The organism is Shewanella sp. SM69 (assembly GCF_025653985.1).
In the GTDB taxonomy this organism is placed as follows: domain Bacteria; phylum Pseudomonadota; class Gammaproteobacteria; order Enterobacterales; family Shewanellaceae; genus Shewanella; species Shewanella oncorhynchi.
In genome coordinates, this window is sequence record NZ_JAKKRV010000002.1 from 468,972 (window position 1) to 488,417 (window position 19,446).

A 19,446-nucleotide genomic window follows, 5' to 3' on the forward strand; every position below is an offset into this window, starting at 1 on the left:
GGCTAAAACGAGGTTCGAATGGCGAAAAATAAGGCGCTTGATGAATACCAAGCGCCTATATATGTGGACTTTCGTGTGCTTTCAACATCAGCCGGTGTTAGGCGTTAGTCTTGGGCTAATTCTTTTTCTAACTGTTGGGCGATAGCTTCGGGCGATCCGCTGTTGCGGGCAAACAGTCCATAAGCGGCGGGGATCACGAAGATAGTGAATAAGGTTGCCAGTAAAATCCCCGACAACACCACTACACCAATCACAAAACGAGTTTCAGCACCCGCGCCTACCGCCAATACCAATGGCACGGCACCAGCAGCAGTGGTGATCCCTGTCATTAAGATAGGTCGTAACCGCTGCGCTGACGCTTGAATAATAGCCTTATCAAAATCAACGCCTTTATCCCGCAATTGGTTAGCAAACTCGACAATCAAGATGCCATTTTTCGCGGCTAACCCGACCAGCATAATAATGCCTATCTGACTGTAAATATTAAGACTCTGCCCCGTAAGCCACAAACCAATTAAGGCGCCGACGGTAGCCAGCGGCACAGTAAGCATGATCACCACAGGGTGGATATAACTCTCAAACTGCGCCGCGAGCACGAGGAATACAATCCCCAGTGCGAGGATGAATACGAAGTACATAGAGCTACCCGACTCTTGATAATCGAGGGATTGGCCCTTGTAGCTAATCACCGCTTCCGCTGGCAAATAGGTACGCGCCAATTGATTCATATAATCAAGAGCTTCACCTAAGCTATAACCATCTTCCAAACTGGCTTCTATGGTGATCGCGCGCATGCGATTATAGCGATTAAGCGAACTGGCGTCGGCAAACTCCTCCACAGTCACTAAGTTAGACAGCGGAATAAGCTCCTGACTGCGCTCGGAACGAACATAGATATTTTGCAGATCCGCCGCCGTATTTTGATTATCGCGCTCGCCTTCAACGATCACATCGTATTCTTCACCGTCACGCATAAACGTCGTCACTAAGCGTGAGCCCAGCATGGATTCCAACGTACGGCCAATGTTTGAAATCGACACTCCAAGGCTCGCGGCTCTGTCTCTGTCGATGACGACTCGAAGTTGAGGCTTAGTCTCTTTATAATCGTGATCTAATCCTAATAATTTGGGATTCTGTGCCGCCTTTTGCATCATGATATCGCGCCAGCGGGCAAGCTCTTCGTAGCTAGGTCCACCAATCACAAATTGCACAGGTTTACCTACGCCGCGACCAAAGGCTTGGCGCATTACAGGGAACGCTTGCACTCCGGCGAGATTGGCAAGACGCTTATTAATGTCGACGATAACTTCCTTTACTGGACGACGTTTGCCCCAGTCTTCCAGTACTATGATTGCCATACCGTTAGAGAAATCCGCCGCGCGGCCAAAGCCACGGGGGGCACGAATGAGCAGACGTTTGATATCACCCGTTTCGACCAATGGCATCAAGCGGTTTTCCACTTCATTCATATAGGATTCTATGTATTCATAACTCGCGCCCTGTGGCCCGTTGACCATCAAGAATAACGAACCACGGTCTTCCTGTGGCGCAAATTCTTGCGGTACTTTTTGGACTAAATAGACACTAGAGCCTAATGCGACTAACACCAGAATCGACACCAATATCGGGTGAGCCATGGCGGATTTTAAGGACAATTGATACCGGTTTGACACTTTTGTCATGATGCCGTCGACCTTACGCACCAACCAAGAATCCTGCGAGCTCGGCTTAAGCAACTTAGAGCACATCATGGGCGTGAGAGTGAGCGCCACTAGGCTAGAGAACAGCACTGCCGCACTCATGGTCACGGCAAACTCTTTAAAGAGTTTACCTAAATCACCCTCAAGGAAAGTGATTGGCATAAATACCGCGACCAACACGAGTGTAGTCGCGATAACAGCAAAAGCCACTTCACGCGCACCGAGAAAAGCAGCTTTGAGTGGTGAATCTCCTTCCTCGATACGTCTATGGATGTTTTCCAGCATCACAATCGCATCATCCACCACCATACCAATGGCGAGGATCATTGCCAATAAGGTCAAGAGGTTAATGGTATAACCTAGCGCATACAGCACAATAAAGGTGCCGAGCAGAGACACAGGCACAGTGATCGCAGGGATCAACATAGCGCGCACACTGCCAAGGAACAGATAAATCACGATAATCACTAAAATCATCGCAGTGAACAGGGTTTGATACACTTCTTTAATCGAGGCTTCGATAAACACTGAGCTATCGTAGCTGCGTTTAATCGACATCCCCGCTGGCAAAGTCGGGTTGATTTTGTCAACCAGCGCGTTCACTGCGCGCGCCACTTCTAACGTATTGGCGGTTGACTGTTTAGACACGCCTAAACCTATCATTGCCTCTTTGTTGCCACGGAACATAATCCGCTCTTCATCAGAGCCAATTTCCACCCGCGCGACATCGCTCAGTTTGACTAAATAACCGTCTTCCCCTTGGGTGATCACTAAGTTTGCGAAATCTTCGGCAGTGCGATAACCCCGCTCCAGTCGCACTGTAAAGTGCCGCTCCTTCGACTCTATCGAACCTGCAGGTAACTCGACGTTCTCAGCTCTGAGCGCGGCCTCAACATCGGCAACCGTTAAACTGCGAGAAGCCAAGGCTTGTCTGTCAAGCCAAACGCGCATGGCGTAAACCTTACCGCCACCAATACGCATCCGCGCCACACCATCGACCACCGAAAAGCGGTCCGACAAATAACGGTTGGTGTAATCGGTCAATTCTAGGGTCGTCATTTGATCTGACACAAGATTGAGCCACATGATCACTTCATCACTGCCATTGGCCTTTTGTACTTCTGGGGGATCTGCTTCATCGGGTAAATTGTCGAGTAAACCTGAGATCCTATCGCGCACATCGTTAGCTGCATCTTCAATATTACGACTAATATCAAACTCTAAGGTAACCGATGAGCGGCCATCACTGCTCGATGAACTCACGTGACGAATGCCTTCGACGCCACTGATCCTGTCTTCGATCAATTGGGTAATGCGGCTTTCCACCACGGCAGCACTGGCACCGCGGTAATTCGTGTCGATAGATACCACTGGCGGATCTATATTCGGGTATTCGCGCAGGGGTAATTTATCAAAGGAGACAAGCCCGAAAGCGACCAGCAGCAAGCTGATCACTGAGGCAAATACGGGACGTTTAACCGAGAGATCAGTAAGGATCATACACTTGGCTCCGCATTCGTATCAGCAAGATAACTAAACTTTTCCGCGAACTCAGTTTGCACTTTATCCCCAGGATGAACTTTCAGTAAGCCGCGGATCACCACGTTTTCGCCCAAGGCTAAACCGTCTAAGATCTCCACCCAGCCACGAGTGCGAATACCAATAGTGACTTGTTTACGTTCAATCACCTTGTCAGCATTGACGCTGTAAACATAATGGCTGTTTTGGATCGGGATAATGGCAGATTCAGGCAACATCAAGGCCTCGCGGCTACGCTTGATGAGTTTGACCTTCATCAACATGCCCGGTAATAAACGCAGCTCAGGATTGGGGATTTCGGCGCGAACGATCACTGTACGCGTGGTTGGATTCACGCGGCTATCAATCGATGTCACCACACCTTTGAAAGTCACATCAGGGAAAGCGACCGCTTTGGCTTCCACCTTTTTACCTGGCTCTAAATCTTGAATAAAGCGCTCTGGCACTGAAAAATCGAGCTTAATGGTAGAAATATCATCCAATGTCGTAATCACAGTGCCGGGTGACACTAAGCTGCCCACACTGATTTGACGTAAACCTAAACGGCCATTAAAAGGCGCCAGAATACTGCGATCATTGAGTGATGATTGTGCCTGTTCGAGCTCGGCACGGGTGGTATCAATAAGGGTTTGTAATCTGTCGCGTTCTAACTCGGCCACAGTGCGGCTAGTCACCAACGAACTGATCCGAGCTAATTCACGTTGATTATCACTGACTTTGACTTGCGCGGCTTTAACCTTAGCGATCTGCTCAGCATTTTGCAGTTGGACTAATAACTCGCCCTTTTTAACGATATTGCCGTCGTCAAATTTAAGCGCTATCACCATGTCGGTGACTTTAGGCGTTATCGTTACTGATTCTGCGGCTTTATTGCTACCAATAGCTTCAACTTCATCGCGAATGGGCGCCATAGCGGCAGTGGCAATCACTACATTAGGTATGAGTTTAATCTGGGCTGCAGCAATCTCTTGCGGTTGCATGGCTTGGTATCCAAACCATGCCGCGGCCAATATGGCGATTATTAGAATAATTTTTTTCATCGGGCTTCCAAGGAATGACTCGCATTAATGACGGCTAGTTTACTCACTCACATCATCGCATCAATACGTTTTACTTTTTCTTACAAATTACGCTGATAGCGCAAAATATGTATGATTAAGTGTCTTTGGCGATATCAATGGTTGAGTTGCCAGAATGCAGTACGATAACAAGGTTGTTAAGTGATTAATTTTACTTATTGCCACTAAATCAACATTTATCACTAAAACCATTTGAAAAAGATTGGTATATAGATAATTTAATTCTGCAACACAGATCGCCTAGATAATCGACAATCCCCTGCTTAAAACTCAAATCGCAGCCAATAAAAAAGGGCGATAATTCGCCCTTTTCTAGTCAACTGCTGAAATTAACGTATTTGACGTTCTTCTTTCATCAGGTTTGACAGTGACTGGTACACATTGCTAACCACTTCATCGCTTAATGGCTGATCTTCGTTATCGCGAAGGAAGATTTTCGTTTCTTCTGGAGTATCACCATCTTCAAGCAGTAAACGGTAGCTACCTTCTTTCAGTGCTAACTTATCTTCGCCCCACAATGAACTCCAGAAACCAGAGTTATCGTCAAACTTGATAAAGTACAATCCTTTAGCACTATCCATATCGGCAATTTCAAAGCCCATTTCTGGTAGCACTATGCGTAGACGATCCCACACTTGCTTGTAAGAGGCTTTAGCAGACCAGTAAGCCTTACCTTCTTCAGGCGTCACGAGATCAACATTAATACCTAAGGTTTGCTTCAAACGATTCGATTGGATCGCTTGGTCGCGCTTAACGCTGATATACGCAATGGCGCTGTTCAGCATATCAATAGTGTATCTTTGCTTATCTTCACCGCTTAATAAAACTTGTTGCGCTTTATCGTCGTAGAACTCTTCGTGTTCAACTAAGTGAATAACGATATTGGCAGTACGACCATGTGGACGCGTTTCCACGTCAAAACGATAGCGTTGGCGCAACAGATAAACTTTATCCGCACCCCACATGCTCGATTCAATCACTTCACGACTTTCAATCCAATCGGTTTCTACGTTGCCTTTGTCAAAATCACGGCTACGAACAGCAATACCTTTTTGAGCAAAGAAACCATCTAAGTTTGTGAAGATTTCTTGTTTCAAATCCACAGCATTGTCTATGGATTCAACTACGATTTTAATGTTGTCACTGCCCTCTTCCACATGAGTACCTTCCGCCATTGGCAGTACTTGCAGTGGCGGACGGATATCTAAGTTTTTGCCATACAGCGAAGCATTCACTTTAGAACCCAGTGCTGGTACATCGAATTCTTTATTGTAGGGTGGCGTTTTTAATCCCGCGGGGATCTTAAGCAAAGGCGCTTGCTCGGCCTGAACATAGTCGTCGTTACCGTTCGCTTGGCGGCGATCAAGTGGCGAACTACAGGCTGCAACTGCAGCAACTAAGATCAGTGGAGTGACTTTCTTTAACATTAATTATTTAACCTCTATCTGGGCACGAGTCATTGCTTCTATCAACAGACCATGACATTGCTCAGAAAGTTCAGTCAAAGGTAAACGAATATGGCCACATTCAATCAAACCCATACGATGGGCAGCCCATTTTACTGGGATAGGGTTGGCTTCACAAAACAGTGTGCTATACAAACCGCGCAGCGGGGTATCTATGCTCTGAGCCAGCTCGGCATTGCCAGCGAGCGCCGCATCACACATAGCTTTAAAAGCCTTTGGTACTATGTTGTTAGCCACAGAAATTACGCCATTTCCACCTAAGAGTAAAAACTCTCTGGCAGTGGCATCATCACCGCTATACAAGAGGAAATCGTCGCCGCACAGTTCGCGCAGACGTTTTACACGGGATAAGTCACCGGTCGCCTCTTTTACACCAATAATGTTGCTCACGCTAACAAGCTCGGCAACAGTTTCTGGCAGCATATCAACGGCAGTACGACCTGGAACATTATAAAGAATTTGTGGAATATCTGTGCTAGCGGCCACGGCTTTATAATGCGCAATCAATCCCTTAGGCGTTGGCTTATTATAATATGGCGTTACGCCAAGCATAGCGGCAACACCCACCTTAGATAAGGACTTGGTGAGCTCAACGGCTTCAGATGTGGCATTGGCGCCATTGCCACCAATGACAGGAACACGTCCCGCAGCAAATTTAACGGTTTGTGAAACGACCGCTACATGCTCAGGCATAGGCAGAGTCGCTGACTCGCCAGTAGTACCAACGGCCACAATGGCATCTGTGCCTTGGTCAATATGGAATTCGACTAACCTTTCAAGACTTGCAAAATCTACTGAGCCATCACTGTTCATTGGCGTGATTAAGGCTACGATGCTTCCGTTTATCATCTGACTTTCCCCAAGATTTCAGGATTCGCTATGGTACTGATGCCAACCACTAATGACAAGCATTAACGGGGCTCTCAAATTGAATTAGTTATGGTAGCATTACATCCCGCACAAAAACTCAGCTTTAACCCTGAGTTTTCGCTCTATGATATCGAAAAAGTGAGGAAAATTCATGACCAATTTCCTGGTCGTAACAGCGATGGGTCTCGACCGTCCTGGACTTGTAAGTAAACTAGCTCGACTTGCCAGTGACTGTGACTGCGATATCGTCGACAGCCGTATGGCATTATTTGGTAACGAATTTACCCTAATTATGATGTTGTCTGGCTCGTGGGCATCAATAACGAAAATTGAAAGTATGTTCCCCAGTCTGAGCGTTGAGTTAGAACTGCTGACGGTGATGAAACGCACCTCTAAACACACACCACAAAACTACCTTTCTCGCCTCGAAGTACGCTTCACGGGTAAGGACCAACGCGGCACCATTAAACGCATTACCCAGTTCCTTGCTGACAGGTCATTAGATCTTGCCGCAGTACGTTCATTTTCTGAGGAACTCCCCGGTGGTGAACAAACGCAAAATGTGTCGCTAACCATTAATATTCCTGAAAAAGTTGAACTAGAAAAGCTCGAACAGAGTATCTATCAGCTCGCCCAAGATATGACCTTAGATTGTACTATTCGTCGTATGGAAGGCACTGCCATCTTAGAGGACAGAGGATAATAGATGAATACCTTAACGGCTGGGGCAAAAGCGCCTCACTTTACACTGCAAGATCAACATGGCAACTCAGTATCGCTGGCTGACAGCCTTAAGCAAGGCCCTGTTTTAGTGTATTTTTACCCGAAAGCATCAACGCCGGGTTGCACAGTTCAAGCCTGCGGCCTACGTGACAGTAAAGCCGAGCTCGATAGTCATAATGTCACTGTATTTGGCATTAGCCCAGATCCTGTGGCTAAACTGGCTAAATTTGCAGAGAAACAAGCACTCAACTTCACTTTACTGAGCGATGAAGACCACAGTGTCGCCGACGCTTTTGGGGTCTGGGGTGAAAAGAAATTCATGGGAAAAACCTATGATGGCATTCATAGATTAAGCTTCCTTATCAATACCGACGGCGCCATCGCCCACGTATTCGATAAGTTTAAAACCAAAGATCACCATGAAGTCGTACTCGCGCAAATCGCGGGTTAATGACTAATATGACGACGAATACAAGGCTTCAAGCTGCTGCTTTAATCGGCACAAAAGTGTAAACGTCGTGAGTTGAACTTGGCAGCCTGAATAAATAATCGGCAATCGATAACGAAAAGGTCCTGAAATCAGGACCTTTTTCATGAAAAATTTTCACTTTCATATCACAAGATGCAGTCAAACCGAGCAAAAAATCCGCAAAAGTATTCAGCTATGCCCGTATTCTATGGCATCCCAACACCGGTTATCCTGCCACATAGGGCCAAATAATCGCAGCGGCAATGCTCCACATGGTTAACCAAATAAAACGGTCGAGGTAACGCCATGCCGCTGGGCGAGTAAAAATGGGCGCTAACAAACGCGCACCAAAACTTAAGCCAAAAAACCAAATAAATGATGCCAGTACAGCACCCGCGCCAAACCAAGGCCGATCGAAATCATCAAATTGAGTGCTAATGCTGCCGAGCAACACCACAGTATCAAGATACAAATGCGGATTAAGCAAACTGATCCCAAGCGTCGTCAGTACGGCTTTCTTAAATGTGTCCGCATTATCGGCCTGATCCATCTCAATGCCCTTAGCCACAAACGACGCCTTTAGCGCATTCGCACCATACCAAAGTAGAAACGCGGCGCCACCGAAACTCGCCACATGCTTAATAGTGGGAAACGACTCAATAATATGTCCTAGCCCCGCTACACCCGCAGTGATCATCAGCGCATCAATGATAGAGCAGAGCAAGGCAATCGGTAACGGGTATGAGCGCTTGATGCCTTGCTTGAGCACAAAGGCATTTTGTGCGCCCACAGCAATAATCAAACTCCCACCAATCCCCATACCCTGTATAAATGCCGCTTGCATAACCACCTCTCATGTTCAAAGAAGGCGCTAGCATAGTCAAAACAACAAAATTAATATAACTAATGTTTTTTATGTATCATAAGTAAAATTAATAACCGTCCAAACACACTCATTTAAGGATGACTATGCTGGAATACGCGAATCTCAAAGCGCTCGCCGTTGTGGTCTCGGAAGGTGGCTTCGACCGCGCCGCTAAAGTGCTGCACATCACCCAGTCGGCGGTATCACAGCGCATTCGACAACTTGAAGAAAAAGTTGGTCAGTCACTGCTTATTCGCTCCAATCCTGTGGTCGCAACGCCCACAGGTAAGCGCCTACTGCGCCACTATTCACAGGTACAATTACTAGAGAGTGAATTAAGAGCTGAGATGGACGCCGACGATCCCAACCATCCAACCACAGTGCGCATCGCTGTGAATGCCGACAGTTTGGCCACGTGGTTTTTACCTGCGCTAGCAGGCATGTTCAGTCGCCACGCTTGGTTATTGGAATTAATTGTCGATGATGAGTCTTACACCCATCATCTATTGAAAAATGGTGAAGCGGTCGGATGTGTCACCACAACCGAAGTGCCGATGGCGGGTTGCAGCAGTGAGTTTTTAGGCACGATGGAATATTGGTGTGTAGCCACGCCCGAATTTGCCGCGCGCTATTTTAGCGATCTGAGCGACACTCCATCATTTAGTAACACCTCGTCATTCAACACCATCAACCAAGCTCAGTTAGCAAAGGCGCCAGCAGTGGTGTTCTCCACCAAAGATAAGCTTCACGAGAAGTTTCTCGCCCAGTATTTCAATATGACGCCAGGGCAATGGTGGCAACATACGATCCCCTCTTCCGAGAGCTTTTTAGAAGCGATTAACTTGAGTTTAGGTTATGGACTCGTTGGGCATTTACAAGCTAAACCATTAATCGATAAAGGGATACTGATTGAGATCACCCCAGAACGGCGCATGCGCGTGCCGCTGTTTTGGCAGCATTGGAATATCAAAGCAAAACAAACGACACTGGTCTATCGCACCCTTGCGGCAACCGCGCAACAAAATTTACTGCAGGTATGATTTATTGCATCAATAATGAACGCACAACCCGCATGAATCTACAGCGATTTACCCGCGATGGTGTTTAACACGGAGTGATGATTCCTATGACAGCGGCTATTTGTCTCATTAAATGTGGATGAAATGGCAGGCATAAAAAATCGGGCTCAAACCAAAGTTTGAGCCCGATATTGAGAGTCATAGATCTAATCTCAAGTGAGGCTTAAAACTTAAACCTAACTCTCTCTTTATTAGCTTGCTCTTAACGCAGCAATACGTTTCTCTAATGGAGGATGACTCATCATCATTTCCGCCATTGAACGTTTGCCGTTAATACCGAAGGCTGACATTTGTGCAGGCATTGCCGTACTTTCAGGGCCTTGGCGTAAACGCTCAAGCGCAGCAATCATCTTACCTTTACCCGCTAAACGTGCCGCACCTTCATCGGCTTTGTACTCACGAATACGTGAGAAGTAAGCGACGATAATTGAAGCCAAGATACCGAATAGCATATCCAGTACGAAAACAACGGCCATGTAAGCGAACATACCTAAACCTTCGCCTTCTTCATCATTACTCGACACGAAGTTGTTGATAATACCAGCAACCACGCGGGCCGCGAAGATCACGAATGTGTTAACCACACCTTGGATCAGTGTCAAGGTCACCATGTCACCGTTAGCAACGTGGCTCACTTCGTGGGCTAATACGCCTTCAATTTCATCTTGGCTCATGCCATATAACAGACCCGTACTGACAGCCACTAATGAATTGTCTTTACTTGGACCAGTAGCGAACGCATTCATGTCAGGCGATTGATAAATCGCCACTTCTGGCATTTTAATCCCCGCTTGCTTAGCTTGACGGGCAACCGTCTCCACTAACCAACGTTCGGTACTGTCACGTGGGGTGGTGATGACTTCACAACCCATGGTCTTTTTCGCCATCCATTTTGAAATGGCTAAGCTGATAAAGGCCCCACCGAATCCAAAAATGGCAGCGAACACCAGCAGTCCACCCATAGTAGACGTGTTCACGCCTAGAATAGACATCACAATTGAGGCTACTAGCAACACAGCTAGGTTAGTCGCAATCAATAGAAATATACGCTTCATTTCAGCTCCTTTAGGGCAAGAATAGGCCATTTAACTTTGTTCAAAGACATAATATGTCCAAATCATCGAAATTCAAGTGGTAAAAGAAAAGAGTTTTTAAAATAGGTTATCTTTCTCGTATATAGACACTGCCTTTCATGGCCGAGAGTCTAGGGACAGTATATTAATCGAAACTTAAACTTATGCCCAAGCAACCTCAAGAGACGAGTTTCATCGCGTTCTGAGAGCTTTAATTCAAGGCGTATCAATCACTGACTTTTGCATTGATGCCACACAGAAGTAGAATGCCCCGAACGCTCCATCTTGGTGGGGATCACTATCTTGAAAAACACCGCCGCTAGCCGTGCTATGGCGCAATTCTGCTTTAACTCTCTATGTTTATCGGAATTAATCTTTGTTAACATACCAATACACTCCGAGATTTCAGGATACAAAATGACAATCAACGCCCTACTACTGAGCAGCTCTCGTGTCGGTGATACGCCTTATCTTGCCCACGCGATCCCTTTTATTAAACCGCTCACCGTCAACGCACAAAAATGGATTTTTATCCCCTATGCAGGGGTTAGCATGAGTTATGACACTTATTTAGCGTCTGTCGTGACTGGGCTAGCTGAGCTTGAACTCGATATCAGTGGTATTCATCAGCATCCAGACCCTAAACAAGCAATAAAAGATGCCGATGGAATTTTAATCGGTGGGGGTAACACCTTTCACCTGTTACACCAACTATATCATTATGATCTGGTCACGCTTATTCGTGAGCAAGTCGCCCTTGGTAAACCTTATATCGGCTGGAGTGCGGGTTCAAACGTATCGGGACTGAGTATTCGCACCACTAATGATATGCCGATCATCGAACCGCCTTCGTTCAACGCATTAAACTTAGTGCCGTTCCAGCTCAATCCACACTATTCCAATTACCAAGCACCGGGCCACAATGGTGAAACCCGTGCCCAGCGATTATTAGAATTCACTAAAGTCGACCCATTAACCCCAGTGATCGGCATAGTTGAAGGCTCAGCTTTGTGGCGACAAGGAGACACACTATCACTCTTAGGTGACAAACCTGCGTATTTATTCTGTGGTGAGCAGCAAGAGATCCTAATTCCTGTGGGCAGTGACCTATCGCACTTACTCAAGTCCTAATATCCACGTTAGCATATCTAAATGGGCTCACAGTTAACACCGTGAGCCTGAATCACTCATTAGCAATAATTAAGATTAACCATTTGATATTATAAGTTTTTAATTAACACTCTCGATTCAACTGCGCCAATTTTGTGTAAAAACGCCACTGAATTCAATGAGAACAGTGTTAGCTCAGCCAAGACAGTTTTTACTGCAGTACCAATTGCGATTACTTATCGTAAAATCACACCGCAAAGTATTGAGAACGGCACCTAAAATAGCGCCAAGCATAATTTATGTTACAAATCTCCAGCTACGCAGGTAAAATTATCCCTCACCTCAGCTACTCGAATCCCACGACTGAGGATTTTATAGCAGACAAGTTATTAATATTTAGGGATTAGATAGACTGAAGCATACATTGTGCCTATGAATCAGCGTCATTTTAGTAAGGAGTTTCCATTTTGCGAATGAATCTTATGATGAATTACCCTACCGGTTATCCGGCATTACTCAAAAAACTACCTTTTGTCATCTTGACCGCCATCGTCTATGTCGTCGGCATAAACAACGTCAATGCCGCAGCGGCAGAGACAACACCAACGCCTGCACCAGAGAAGAAATCCAAAAAATTCTCCCAAGACACAGTCATTGAACTCGCTCAACAACTTTCGCAAAAACCATTTAAAGAAGCGAAAAAAGCACCTAAAGAACTGGTTGATCTCGATTTCGCGACCTATGGCAAAATCAATTACCAAGAAAATGCCGCGATTTGGGGCGGAACACCGACCAAATTTTCGGTACAACTTTTTGCTCCAGGCTTTCTCTATAAAAACCTTGTCGATATCGACGTGGTTGAAAACAGCAAAGCTATTCCAATTGAGCTAACAGAAGCTTCATTCGATGTCCCTAACGACACCATTGAAAAACTCATCACTCAAGTGGGCCAATATGCGGGTGTGCGTTTACATTACCCTATCAATGATGATGAAATAAAAGATGAATTCATCATGTTTCAAGGTGCGAGCTATTTTCGCGTGCTCTCTAAAGGGCAAACCTATGGCTTGTCTAATCGTGGTCTAGCGATTGATGTCGCTCAGCCAAAAGGTGAAGAATATCCTCTGTTTAAGCGTTTCTGGGTCGAGCGCCCATCTAAATATCAGACGGCAATTGTGGTTCATGCTCTGCTAGATAGCCAAAGTGTCACTGGCGCCTATCGTTTTGGTATTTATCCCGGTGCACCATCACGTGTCGAAGTGGATGTAACCTTATTCCCACGTAAAGATATCCAGCATGTGGGTCTTGCACCGCTGACCTCTATGTTCCTCTTTGGCGGACTCGATAACTCAGATAAACCCGATTACCGCCCACAAGTACATAACTCCGACGGCCTACAAATCGATCGCGGTAATGGCGAGCGCCTATGGCGCCCATTAAATAATCCTAACAAACTGCAGATCAGTGCTTTTGGCGATGAAGATATAAAGGGGTTTGGTCTTATCCAGCGCCATCGTAAATTTGAAGACTATCAAGATCTGAGTGCAAACTATCAACTTCGACCTTCAGCATGGATTGAACCCCTCAATGATTGGGGCAAAGGCCAACTGGTGTTGCTTGAAATTCCCTCTAATGCTGAAACCAACGACAACATAGTTGCCTATTGGGAGCCGCAAGGCGGACTGAAAAAGGATCAGCCCTATAAATACTCCTATCGCATAACAGCCTCAAACGACAGCCCTTCTACGGCGTCAAAAGCACGTGTTGTCCGCAGTACTAAGGGGCAAGTCTTAGCAAAAGGCAAAGAATTACTTATCGATTTCAGTAACATCAAGCCGCAAGATATTGATAAAATTATCATCGATGCCAGCATCAGCAAAGGTAAAATCCTGTCGTCTCGGATTGTCGCCCACCCGGACATCAATGGCGCTCGAGTATTTATCAGCTTCGAACCAGAAAGTACCAATGTAGCCGAACTGAGAATACAGCTTAAGAAAGACGATAAACCACTTGCAGCGACTTGGCTGTACCGCTGGAATAGCGATGATTGGCAATAAGCTGATATTCACGAGTATCACTGTCTAACAAGCATAAACTGACCGAGTAAATGAATAAAAGCGCCAGTTTTTACTGGCGCTTTTTTATACCTAGGATTTTATTTATAGGCTTACTATTTATAGGTTTTATCTCTAGCATAAATAGAACAAGCCAAGGCTAAAAACTCACGACCTGCTTTTCAGCAAACATAATCCCATACCTTATCGCTCGACTTCTCTGCCAGCATAACTACAGGCTTAATTCAAATGACACTATCAGCTTAAAACGTAGCACTATTGTGTGATTTTAGGGTTATTAGCCTCTCCTGATGTGCGTCGCCGCAAGGACCTCTGCGAACTAAAGTAAGCAGTACGTTAAGTGTGTCAGTCAAGTTTGACCTTAAACCCCTCACGAAGAATGCCGACTAAAAGTAGAAATCTAAATGCAAAAAAGCCTCGATATAAATATCGAGGCTTTTTCTTTTTTGGTACCCGAGGCCAGACTTGAACTGGCACGCTGTTACCAGCGAGGGATTTTAAATCCCTTGTGTCTACCGATTCCACCACTCGGGCAAACGCTGAATATTAATGACGGGAATCATGTCAAAAATATTATTAACTCTAAATAATTAACGCTTTACACTAATAAATCTATTTAATAAAGCCTATTGAAGATTCGGACTTTATTTTTACCATCACTATCAAAATAATGGTACCCGAGGCCAGACTTGAACTGGCACGCTGTTACCAGCGAGGGATTTTAAATCCCTTGTGTCTACCGATTCCACCACTCGGGCAAACTCTTGATATTAACGACGGGAATCGTGTCATTAATACTTTAATCTATGGAGGCGCGACCCGGAGTCGAACCGAGATCGACGGATTTGCAATCCGCAGCATAGCCATTCTGCCATCGCGCCATAGTTGCTAACTCATGTCGATAGAATTAGACTTTAAAAATATTGGAGCGACATATCGGGTTCGAACCGATGACCTATACCTTGGCAAGGTATCGCTCTACCAACTGAGCTAATGTCGCATCTTGTTTTACTATTCACTCAGATAAACAAAGCATTTCACTTTATTACCTAGCAAATATCAAACATCAATATTGGGTATCGTTAAGACTTTGTTTGCACATTGCCTCTTGTCTACGGGGTGGCATTCTACCGATTTACCACCCAGTGTCAACCGCTGTTTTATCGATAACTTACTGCTTGCACACTAAATAATCTCTTTGATTTTTTATTGCACTATTCAGCGGTAAGATCTTTCCAAGCGGCTAAAATGTAACTCATCATTGACCAAAACGTTAATACAGCGGCGATATATAACAGTACAAATGCGGCATTCGTCATTAAAGGATTGTATTGCCAAATCAGCCCAATAATTGCCACCATTTGCGCAGCCGTCTTATATTTACCAATCCAAGACACGGCGACAGTACCACGTTTACCAATTTCAGCCATCCATTCCCTCAACGCTGAAATGACAATCTCGCGACCTATCATAAACAGGGCGGGCAACGTCAGCCAGATATTCGCGTATTGATCGACCAACAAAACTAAAGCTGTAATCACCATCAACTTATCAGCGACTGGGTCAAGAAAAGCGCCAAAACGAGTTAATTGTTTCAATTTACGGGCAGCATAACCATCTAATGCATCCGTTAACGCCGCAAGCCAAAAGGTAAATGCGGCAACAAAAGGGGTCCAGTCATAGGGTAAATAAAACAGCACCACAAAAATGGGCAGTAAAAAAAGCCTGAAAAGAGTTAATGCTATAGGTAAGTTAAACGGCATGATCAAACCAGTTAGTCAAAAGCAGCGCCAATCTTGCCTTAATTTTATCACCCTCGCAATGCATCATGAATGGTTTGTGCCATTTCTATGCTGATCCCTGGTACTTTGACTAATTCCGCCACACTTGCCCCTTTCACTTCCTGTAAGCCTCCTAAATGCTGTAACAAAGCTTTACGACGTTTAGGACCAATACCAGGGATCGATTCCAGTGTTGAAGTATTACGGGTTTTCTGACGACGGTTACGGTGGCCAGTGATTGCAAATCGATGGGATTCATCACGAATATGTTGGATAAGGTGCAGTGCTGGCGAATCCCCTTCGAGGGAAAAGCTGGTTTCGGTATCCCCTAAGATCAAGGTTTCAAGCCCAGGTTTACGGCCCTCACCTTTCGCCACCCCAATAAGCTGCGGCGCTTTATCCAAATGAACAAACTTTTCATCCACTATTTTTTGGGCAATACGTAACTGCCCTAATCCACCATCAATAAACAGAATATCGGGAATTTTGCCGCCCGCTTCAATTTTATCGAAACGTCGACTTACCGCTTGCTTCATCGCCGCATAATCATCACCCGGCGTAATACCATCAATATTATAACGACGATACTCGCCTTTATGCGGCCCTTCACGATTAAACACCACACAGGAGGCAACGGTGCTCTCCCCCATGGTATGACTGATATCGAAACATTCCATCCGCTGGATAGGCACACTCAACTCTAAGATTTCTTCGAGTAACACAAAACGCTGTTCGACGGTGTTCTTATGGGACAGGCGCGTAACCACTGCATTCGTCGCATTAGTCACGGCTAAACGTAAGAAGCTCGCCCTGTCGGCGCGAACATTGGTCTTAATCGAAAACTTTTTATCTAGCGCCTCTGAAATCGCCGCTTCAAGTTCATGTAATTCTTCAAAATTATGGCTAATCACCACTTCTTTTGGAATAGTGCGTTGAATATCTGCATTTAAATAAAACTGTAGGATAAAGGAGCGCAGCACTTCATCCATATCAGTTTGGGCCGGCACTGAAGGATAATAACTACGACTGCCAAAAATTTTACCTTCGCGGATAAATAGCAGGTGGAAACAGGCGATGCCTGACGCATAATGCACCCCAATAACATCCATATCACCTTTATTATTAGAGACTTCCTGTTGCTCCGCAACTTTACGCAGCGCCATGATCTGATCGCGAAATCGTGCAGCCTGTTCATAGGCTTGCTGCTCAGCCGCAAGTTCCATTTTATCAACCAAGGCGCTGATCACTTGCTGATCTTTCCCCTTTAAAAACAGGCTGGCTAATTTCACTTGCTCATCATAATCAGCGTTACTGACTTTACCCACACAGGGCGCGCTACAACGGGAAAGTTGATATTGTAAACAGGGCCGTGAGCGCGATTTGTAGTAAAGGTCGTCACATTGACGAATTGGAAACAGCTTCTGCATCAAATGCAGGCTTTCACGCACAGCACCGCCATTGGGATAAGGACCAAAATAGTGGCCTTTTTCCCGCTGCGGACCGCGATGATAGGCAAGCCTTGGGTGCTCATGCTGGCTTAATAAGATGTAAGGGTAAGATTTGTCATCACGCAACAACACATTGTATTTTGGCATGTATTGCTTGATGTAATCATTCTCAAGCAACAGAGCATCTGTTTCACTGTGGGTCAGCGTCACATCAATATGGTGAATATGTGAGACTAAGGCTTGGGTCTTAACATTACCGAGGTTTTTACGAAAATACGAGCTGAGCCGTTTTTTAAGATCTTTTGCTTTACCCACATAAATGACGTCATTCTTGACGTCATACATGCGATAAACCCCAGCGGAGGATGAAACAGTACGTAAGAAACTTTGGGCGTTAAATTCATTAGACATCATTCACACCCACAGTTTTGGAGACTTAACACAAACAACATAGGAACATATAACCCAAGAACTCGCTAGATTAAAGTCATCGACCAACGCAATCCACTTTCCATTAAAAATGGCCAGCATCCAACATCTTATAGCGAATAGCTAACCGCGTTAGTTCGACATCACCACTGATCCCCAGCTTAGCAAATAAACGATAACGGTAACTGTTAACGGTTTTAGGACTTAAGTTCAGTTGCTCAGAAATATCGTTAACCTTCTCGCCATTGGTGATCATCAACATGATCTGTAACTCGCGCTCGGACAAAGACTTAAACGGGTTTTCATCGGCAGGATTAAACTGACTCAGCGCCATCTGTTGGGCAATTTCTGGGGACAAATAACGTTGTCCGCGAGAGACCTGACGTATCGCTTGCAATACTTCCGGCGGCGTTGCTCCTTTTGTTAAATAGCCCGAAGCGCCAGCCTGCATCACCTTACTTGGGAACGGATCTTCCGTGTGTACAGTTAATACAATAATTTTTGCATGGGGTTGATATCGTAAAATTTTTCGAGTGGCTTCCAATCCGCCCATCCCAGGCATATTCATATCCATTAAGATCACATCCGCTTCATTCTGGCGAGCCCACTGCACCGCAGTCTCACCATCAGGGGCTTCGCCCACGACTTTGATCCCACGTTCATCTTCCAAGATGCGGCGGATCCCAGTTCTCACAAGCTCATGATCGTCAACCAAATATATCGAAATCAACTTAACCCACCTTTTACAATTTACAGCTCGATCCGTGTGTTAGAAAAAGCAACATGGCAAACGGATAACGAGTTCATAGGGCTAATTTAGCCCAACAACCCCATTTCGCAAAGCATAAATTCAACATTGTTAACTAGATGATATTTAAAGGAAGGATTCCAGAATAGCATACCAATAAAAAGCGTTTAAAAACGAAGCAATAACCCCAGAATGACCAGCCTAAAATCCCTGTTAAATCGATATCAAAATATCCAGCAAATATAGGCAATTTTTCAGTTCAAGAAAAACAAAAGGCCATCATTACTGATAGCCTTTCACGTGAAAATAGCAGAAGAGATACGCTTAGAATCAGGAACCTAAGGTTTTTAAATAGCTTAAATGCAAAAAAGCGTAGGAGCTACGCTTAGAATGAAGAACCCTAGTTCAAATTTCACACACAAAAAAGGCCATGAATAAACATGGCCTTTTTTGTAAAATATGGCGGAGGAGCAGGGATTTGAACCCTGGGTGGGCTATAAACCCACGCCGGTTTTCAAGACCGGTGCATTAAACCACTCTGCCACCCCTCCGAACGAGCGAGATAATAGCTATCTCTGTCGCCACTGTAAACTTAAATTTATGGTTAATAGCGTTGATTGACTATTTCATATTCACTTAAATCGAAAGCCGTGAACAACAAAGGGTTTAGGATGAGAAAACTGAAATGAAAATTGCACAAACAAAAAAGGCCATCATTACTGATGGCCTTTCTCGTAAATATGGCGGAGGAGCAGGGATTTGAACCCTGGGTGGGCTATAAACCCACGCCGGTTTTCAAGACCGGTGCATTAAACCACTCTGCCACCCCTCCGAACAAGCGAGATAATAGCTATCTACTACTCTGCTGTAAACCCTTAATTTAAAGAAGCAATCTACATGGTCAATCTACATCCAATCCGCTTAAAAATATCGCGTTATTCAACTTATCTTTGACACCCTTGTCAGTTGAAGCGCCATTTTAAGGTGGCACA

The 19,446-nt window shown here is 45.2% G+C and carries 14 protein-coding genes and 6 tRNA genes; 5 read left to right on the forward strand and 15 right to left on the reverse strand.

Going from position 1 to position 19,446, the window contains the following annotated elements; translation table 11 throughout:
- Positions 1-104: 104 nt before the first annotated feature.
- The 4 genes from L5M37_RS05365 to dapA all read right to left on the reverse strand — a co-directional run bounded on the left by L5M37_RS05365 (position 105) and on the right by dapA (position 6,633).
- Positions 105-3,200, reverse strand: coding sequence for an efflux RND transporter permease subunit (locus L5M37_RS05365; RefSeq protein WP_131523289.1), 3,096 nt, complete (start codon positions 3,198-3,200; stop codon positions 105-107).
- Positions 3,197-4,279, reverse strand: a complete 1,083-nt coding sequence (locus L5M37_RS05370; RefSeq protein ID WP_263199667.1) for an efflux RND transporter periplasmic adaptor subunit — start codon at positions 4,277-4,279, stop codon at positions 3,197-3,199. Before L5M37_RS05370 ends, L5M37_RS05365 begins: the two co-directional genes overlap by 4 nt.
- A 368-nt stretch (positions 4,280-4,647) precedes the next feature.
- Positions 4,648-5,745, reverse strand: coding sequence for an outer membrane protein assembly factor BamC (gene bamC, locus L5M37_RS05375; protein WP_198572357.1), 1,098 nt, complete (start codon positions 5,743-5,745; stop codon positions 4,648-4,650).
- A 3-nt stretch (positions 5,746-5,748) separates the two neighbouring features.
- Positions 5,749-6,633: a 4-hydroxy-tetrahydrodipicolinate synthase gene (dapA, locus tag L5M37_RS05380; protein ID WP_028759649.1), complete on the reverse strand. Its 885-nt coding sequence runs from the start codon at positions 6,631-6,633 to the stop codon at positions 5,749-5,751.
- A gap of 172 nt (positions 6,634-6,805) precedes the next feature.
- Here dapA and L5M37_RS05385 point away from each other — a divergent pair, with 172 nt between their 5' ends.
- Complete coding sequence (locus tag L5M37_RS05385) at positions 6,806-7,357, forward strand: glycine cleavage system protein R (protein WP_028759648.1); 552 nt, start codon at positions 6,806-6,808, stop codon at positions 7,355-7,357.
- A 3-nt stretch (positions 7,358-7,360) separates the two neighbouring features.
- Positions 7,361-7,828 carry a thioredoxin-dependent thiol peroxidase gene (gene bcp / locus L5M37_RS05390; RefSeq protein WP_028759647.1) on the forward strand — a complete coding sequence of 156 codons (468 nt, stop codon included), beginning with the start codon at positions 7,361-7,363 and terminating at the stop codon, positions 7,826-7,828.
- A gap of 244 nt (positions 7,829-8,072) precedes the next feature.
- On the opposite strand, the gene L5M37_RS05395 is transcribed toward bcp, so the two are convergent.
- Positions 8,073-8,690, reverse strand: a complete 618-nt coding sequence (locus tag L5M37_RS05395; protein ID WP_028759646.1) for a LysE/ArgO family amino acid transporter — start codon at positions 8,688-8,690, stop codon at positions 8,073-8,075.
- Between the two features lie 125 nt (positions 8,691-8,815).
- Between L5M37_RS05395 and L5M37_RS05400 the strand changes: the two genes are divergently transcribed.
- The gene (locus L5M37_RS05400) at positions 8,816-9,751 is read left to right on the forward strand and encodes a LysR family transcriptional regulator ArgP (protein ID WP_263199668.1); all 936 of its coding nucleotides are present in this window, start codon (positions 8,816-8,818) and stop codon (positions 9,749-9,751) included.
- A gap of 230 nt (positions 9,752-9,981) precedes the next feature.
- On the opposite strand, the gene htpX is transcribed toward L5M37_RS05400, so the two are convergent.
- On the reverse strand, positions 9,982-10,845 hold the full coding sequence (htpX, locus tag L5M37_RS05405; RefSeq protein ID WP_006082065.1) for a protease HtpX: 864 nt from the start codon (positions 10,843-10,845) through the stop codon (positions 9,982-9,984).
- Between the two features lie 435 nt (positions 10,846-11,280).
- Between htpX and pepE the strand changes: the two genes are divergently transcribed.
- Both pepE and L5M37_RS05415 read left to right on the forward strand, forming a co-directional pair.
- Positions 11,281-11,994, forward strand: a complete 714-nt coding sequence (gene pepE, locus L5M37_RS05410) for a dipeptidase PepE (RefSeq protein ID WP_263199669.1) — start codon at positions 11,281-11,283, stop codon at positions 11,992-11,994.
- 452 nt (positions 11,995-12,446) lie between these two features.
- Positions 12,447-14,030: a glucan biosynthesis protein G gene (locus L5M37_RS05415; protein ID WP_249195627.1), complete on the forward strand. Its 1,584-nt coding sequence runs from the start codon at positions 12,447-12,449 to the stop codon at positions 14,028-14,030.
- A 465-nt stretch (positions 14,031-14,495) separates the two neighbouring features.
- Here the strand turns inward: L5M37_RS05415 and L5M37_RS05420 are convergent.
- The 9 genes from L5M37_RS05420 to L5M37_RS05460 form a co-directional block, all read right to left on the reverse strand.
- A tRNA-Leu gene (locus tag L5M37_RS05420) sits at positions 14,496-14,582 on the reverse strand.
- A 137-nt stretch (positions 14,583-14,719) separates the two neighbouring features.
- Positions 14,720-14,806, reverse strand: a tRNA-Leu gene (locus L5M37_RS05425).
- A 49-nt stretch (positions 14,807-14,855) separates the two neighbouring features.
- A tRNA-Cys gene (locus L5M37_RS05430) sits at positions 14,856-14,929 on the reverse strand.
- 43 nt (positions 14,930-14,972) lie between these two features.
- Positions 14,973-15,048 (reverse strand) — tRNA-Gly (locus tag L5M37_RS05435).
- 214 nt (positions 15,049-15,262) lie between these two features.
- Positions 15,263-15,811 carry a CDP-diacylglycerol--glycerol-3-phosphate 3-phosphatidyltransferase gene (gene pgsA / locus L5M37_RS05440; RefSeq protein ID WP_028759642.1) on the reverse strand — a complete coding sequence of 183 codons (549 nt, stop codon included), beginning with the start codon at positions 15,809-15,811 and terminating at the stop codon, positions 15,263-15,265.
- 47 nt (positions 15,812-15,858) lie between these two features.
- Entirely contained in the window at positions 15,859-17,688 is a 1,830-nt protein-coding gene (gene uvrC / locus L5M37_RS05445) for an excinuclease ABC subunit UvrC (protein WP_263199758.1), read from the reverse strand.
- A gap of 103 nt (positions 17,689-17,791) precedes the next feature.
- Positions 17,792-18,436, reverse strand: coding sequence for a UvrY/SirA/GacA family response regulator transcription factor (gene uvrY / locus L5M37_RS05450; RefSeq protein ID WP_006082070.1), 645 nt, complete (start codon positions 18,434-18,436; stop codon positions 17,792-17,794).
- Between the two features lie 478 nt (positions 18,437-18,914).
- A tRNA-Ser gene (locus tag L5M37_RS05455) sits at positions 18,915-19,005 on the reverse strand.
- 190 nt (positions 19,006-19,195) lie between these two features.
- Positions 19,196-19,286, reverse strand: a tRNA-Ser gene (locus L5M37_RS05460).
- Positions 19,287-19,446 lie beyond the last annotated feature (160 nt).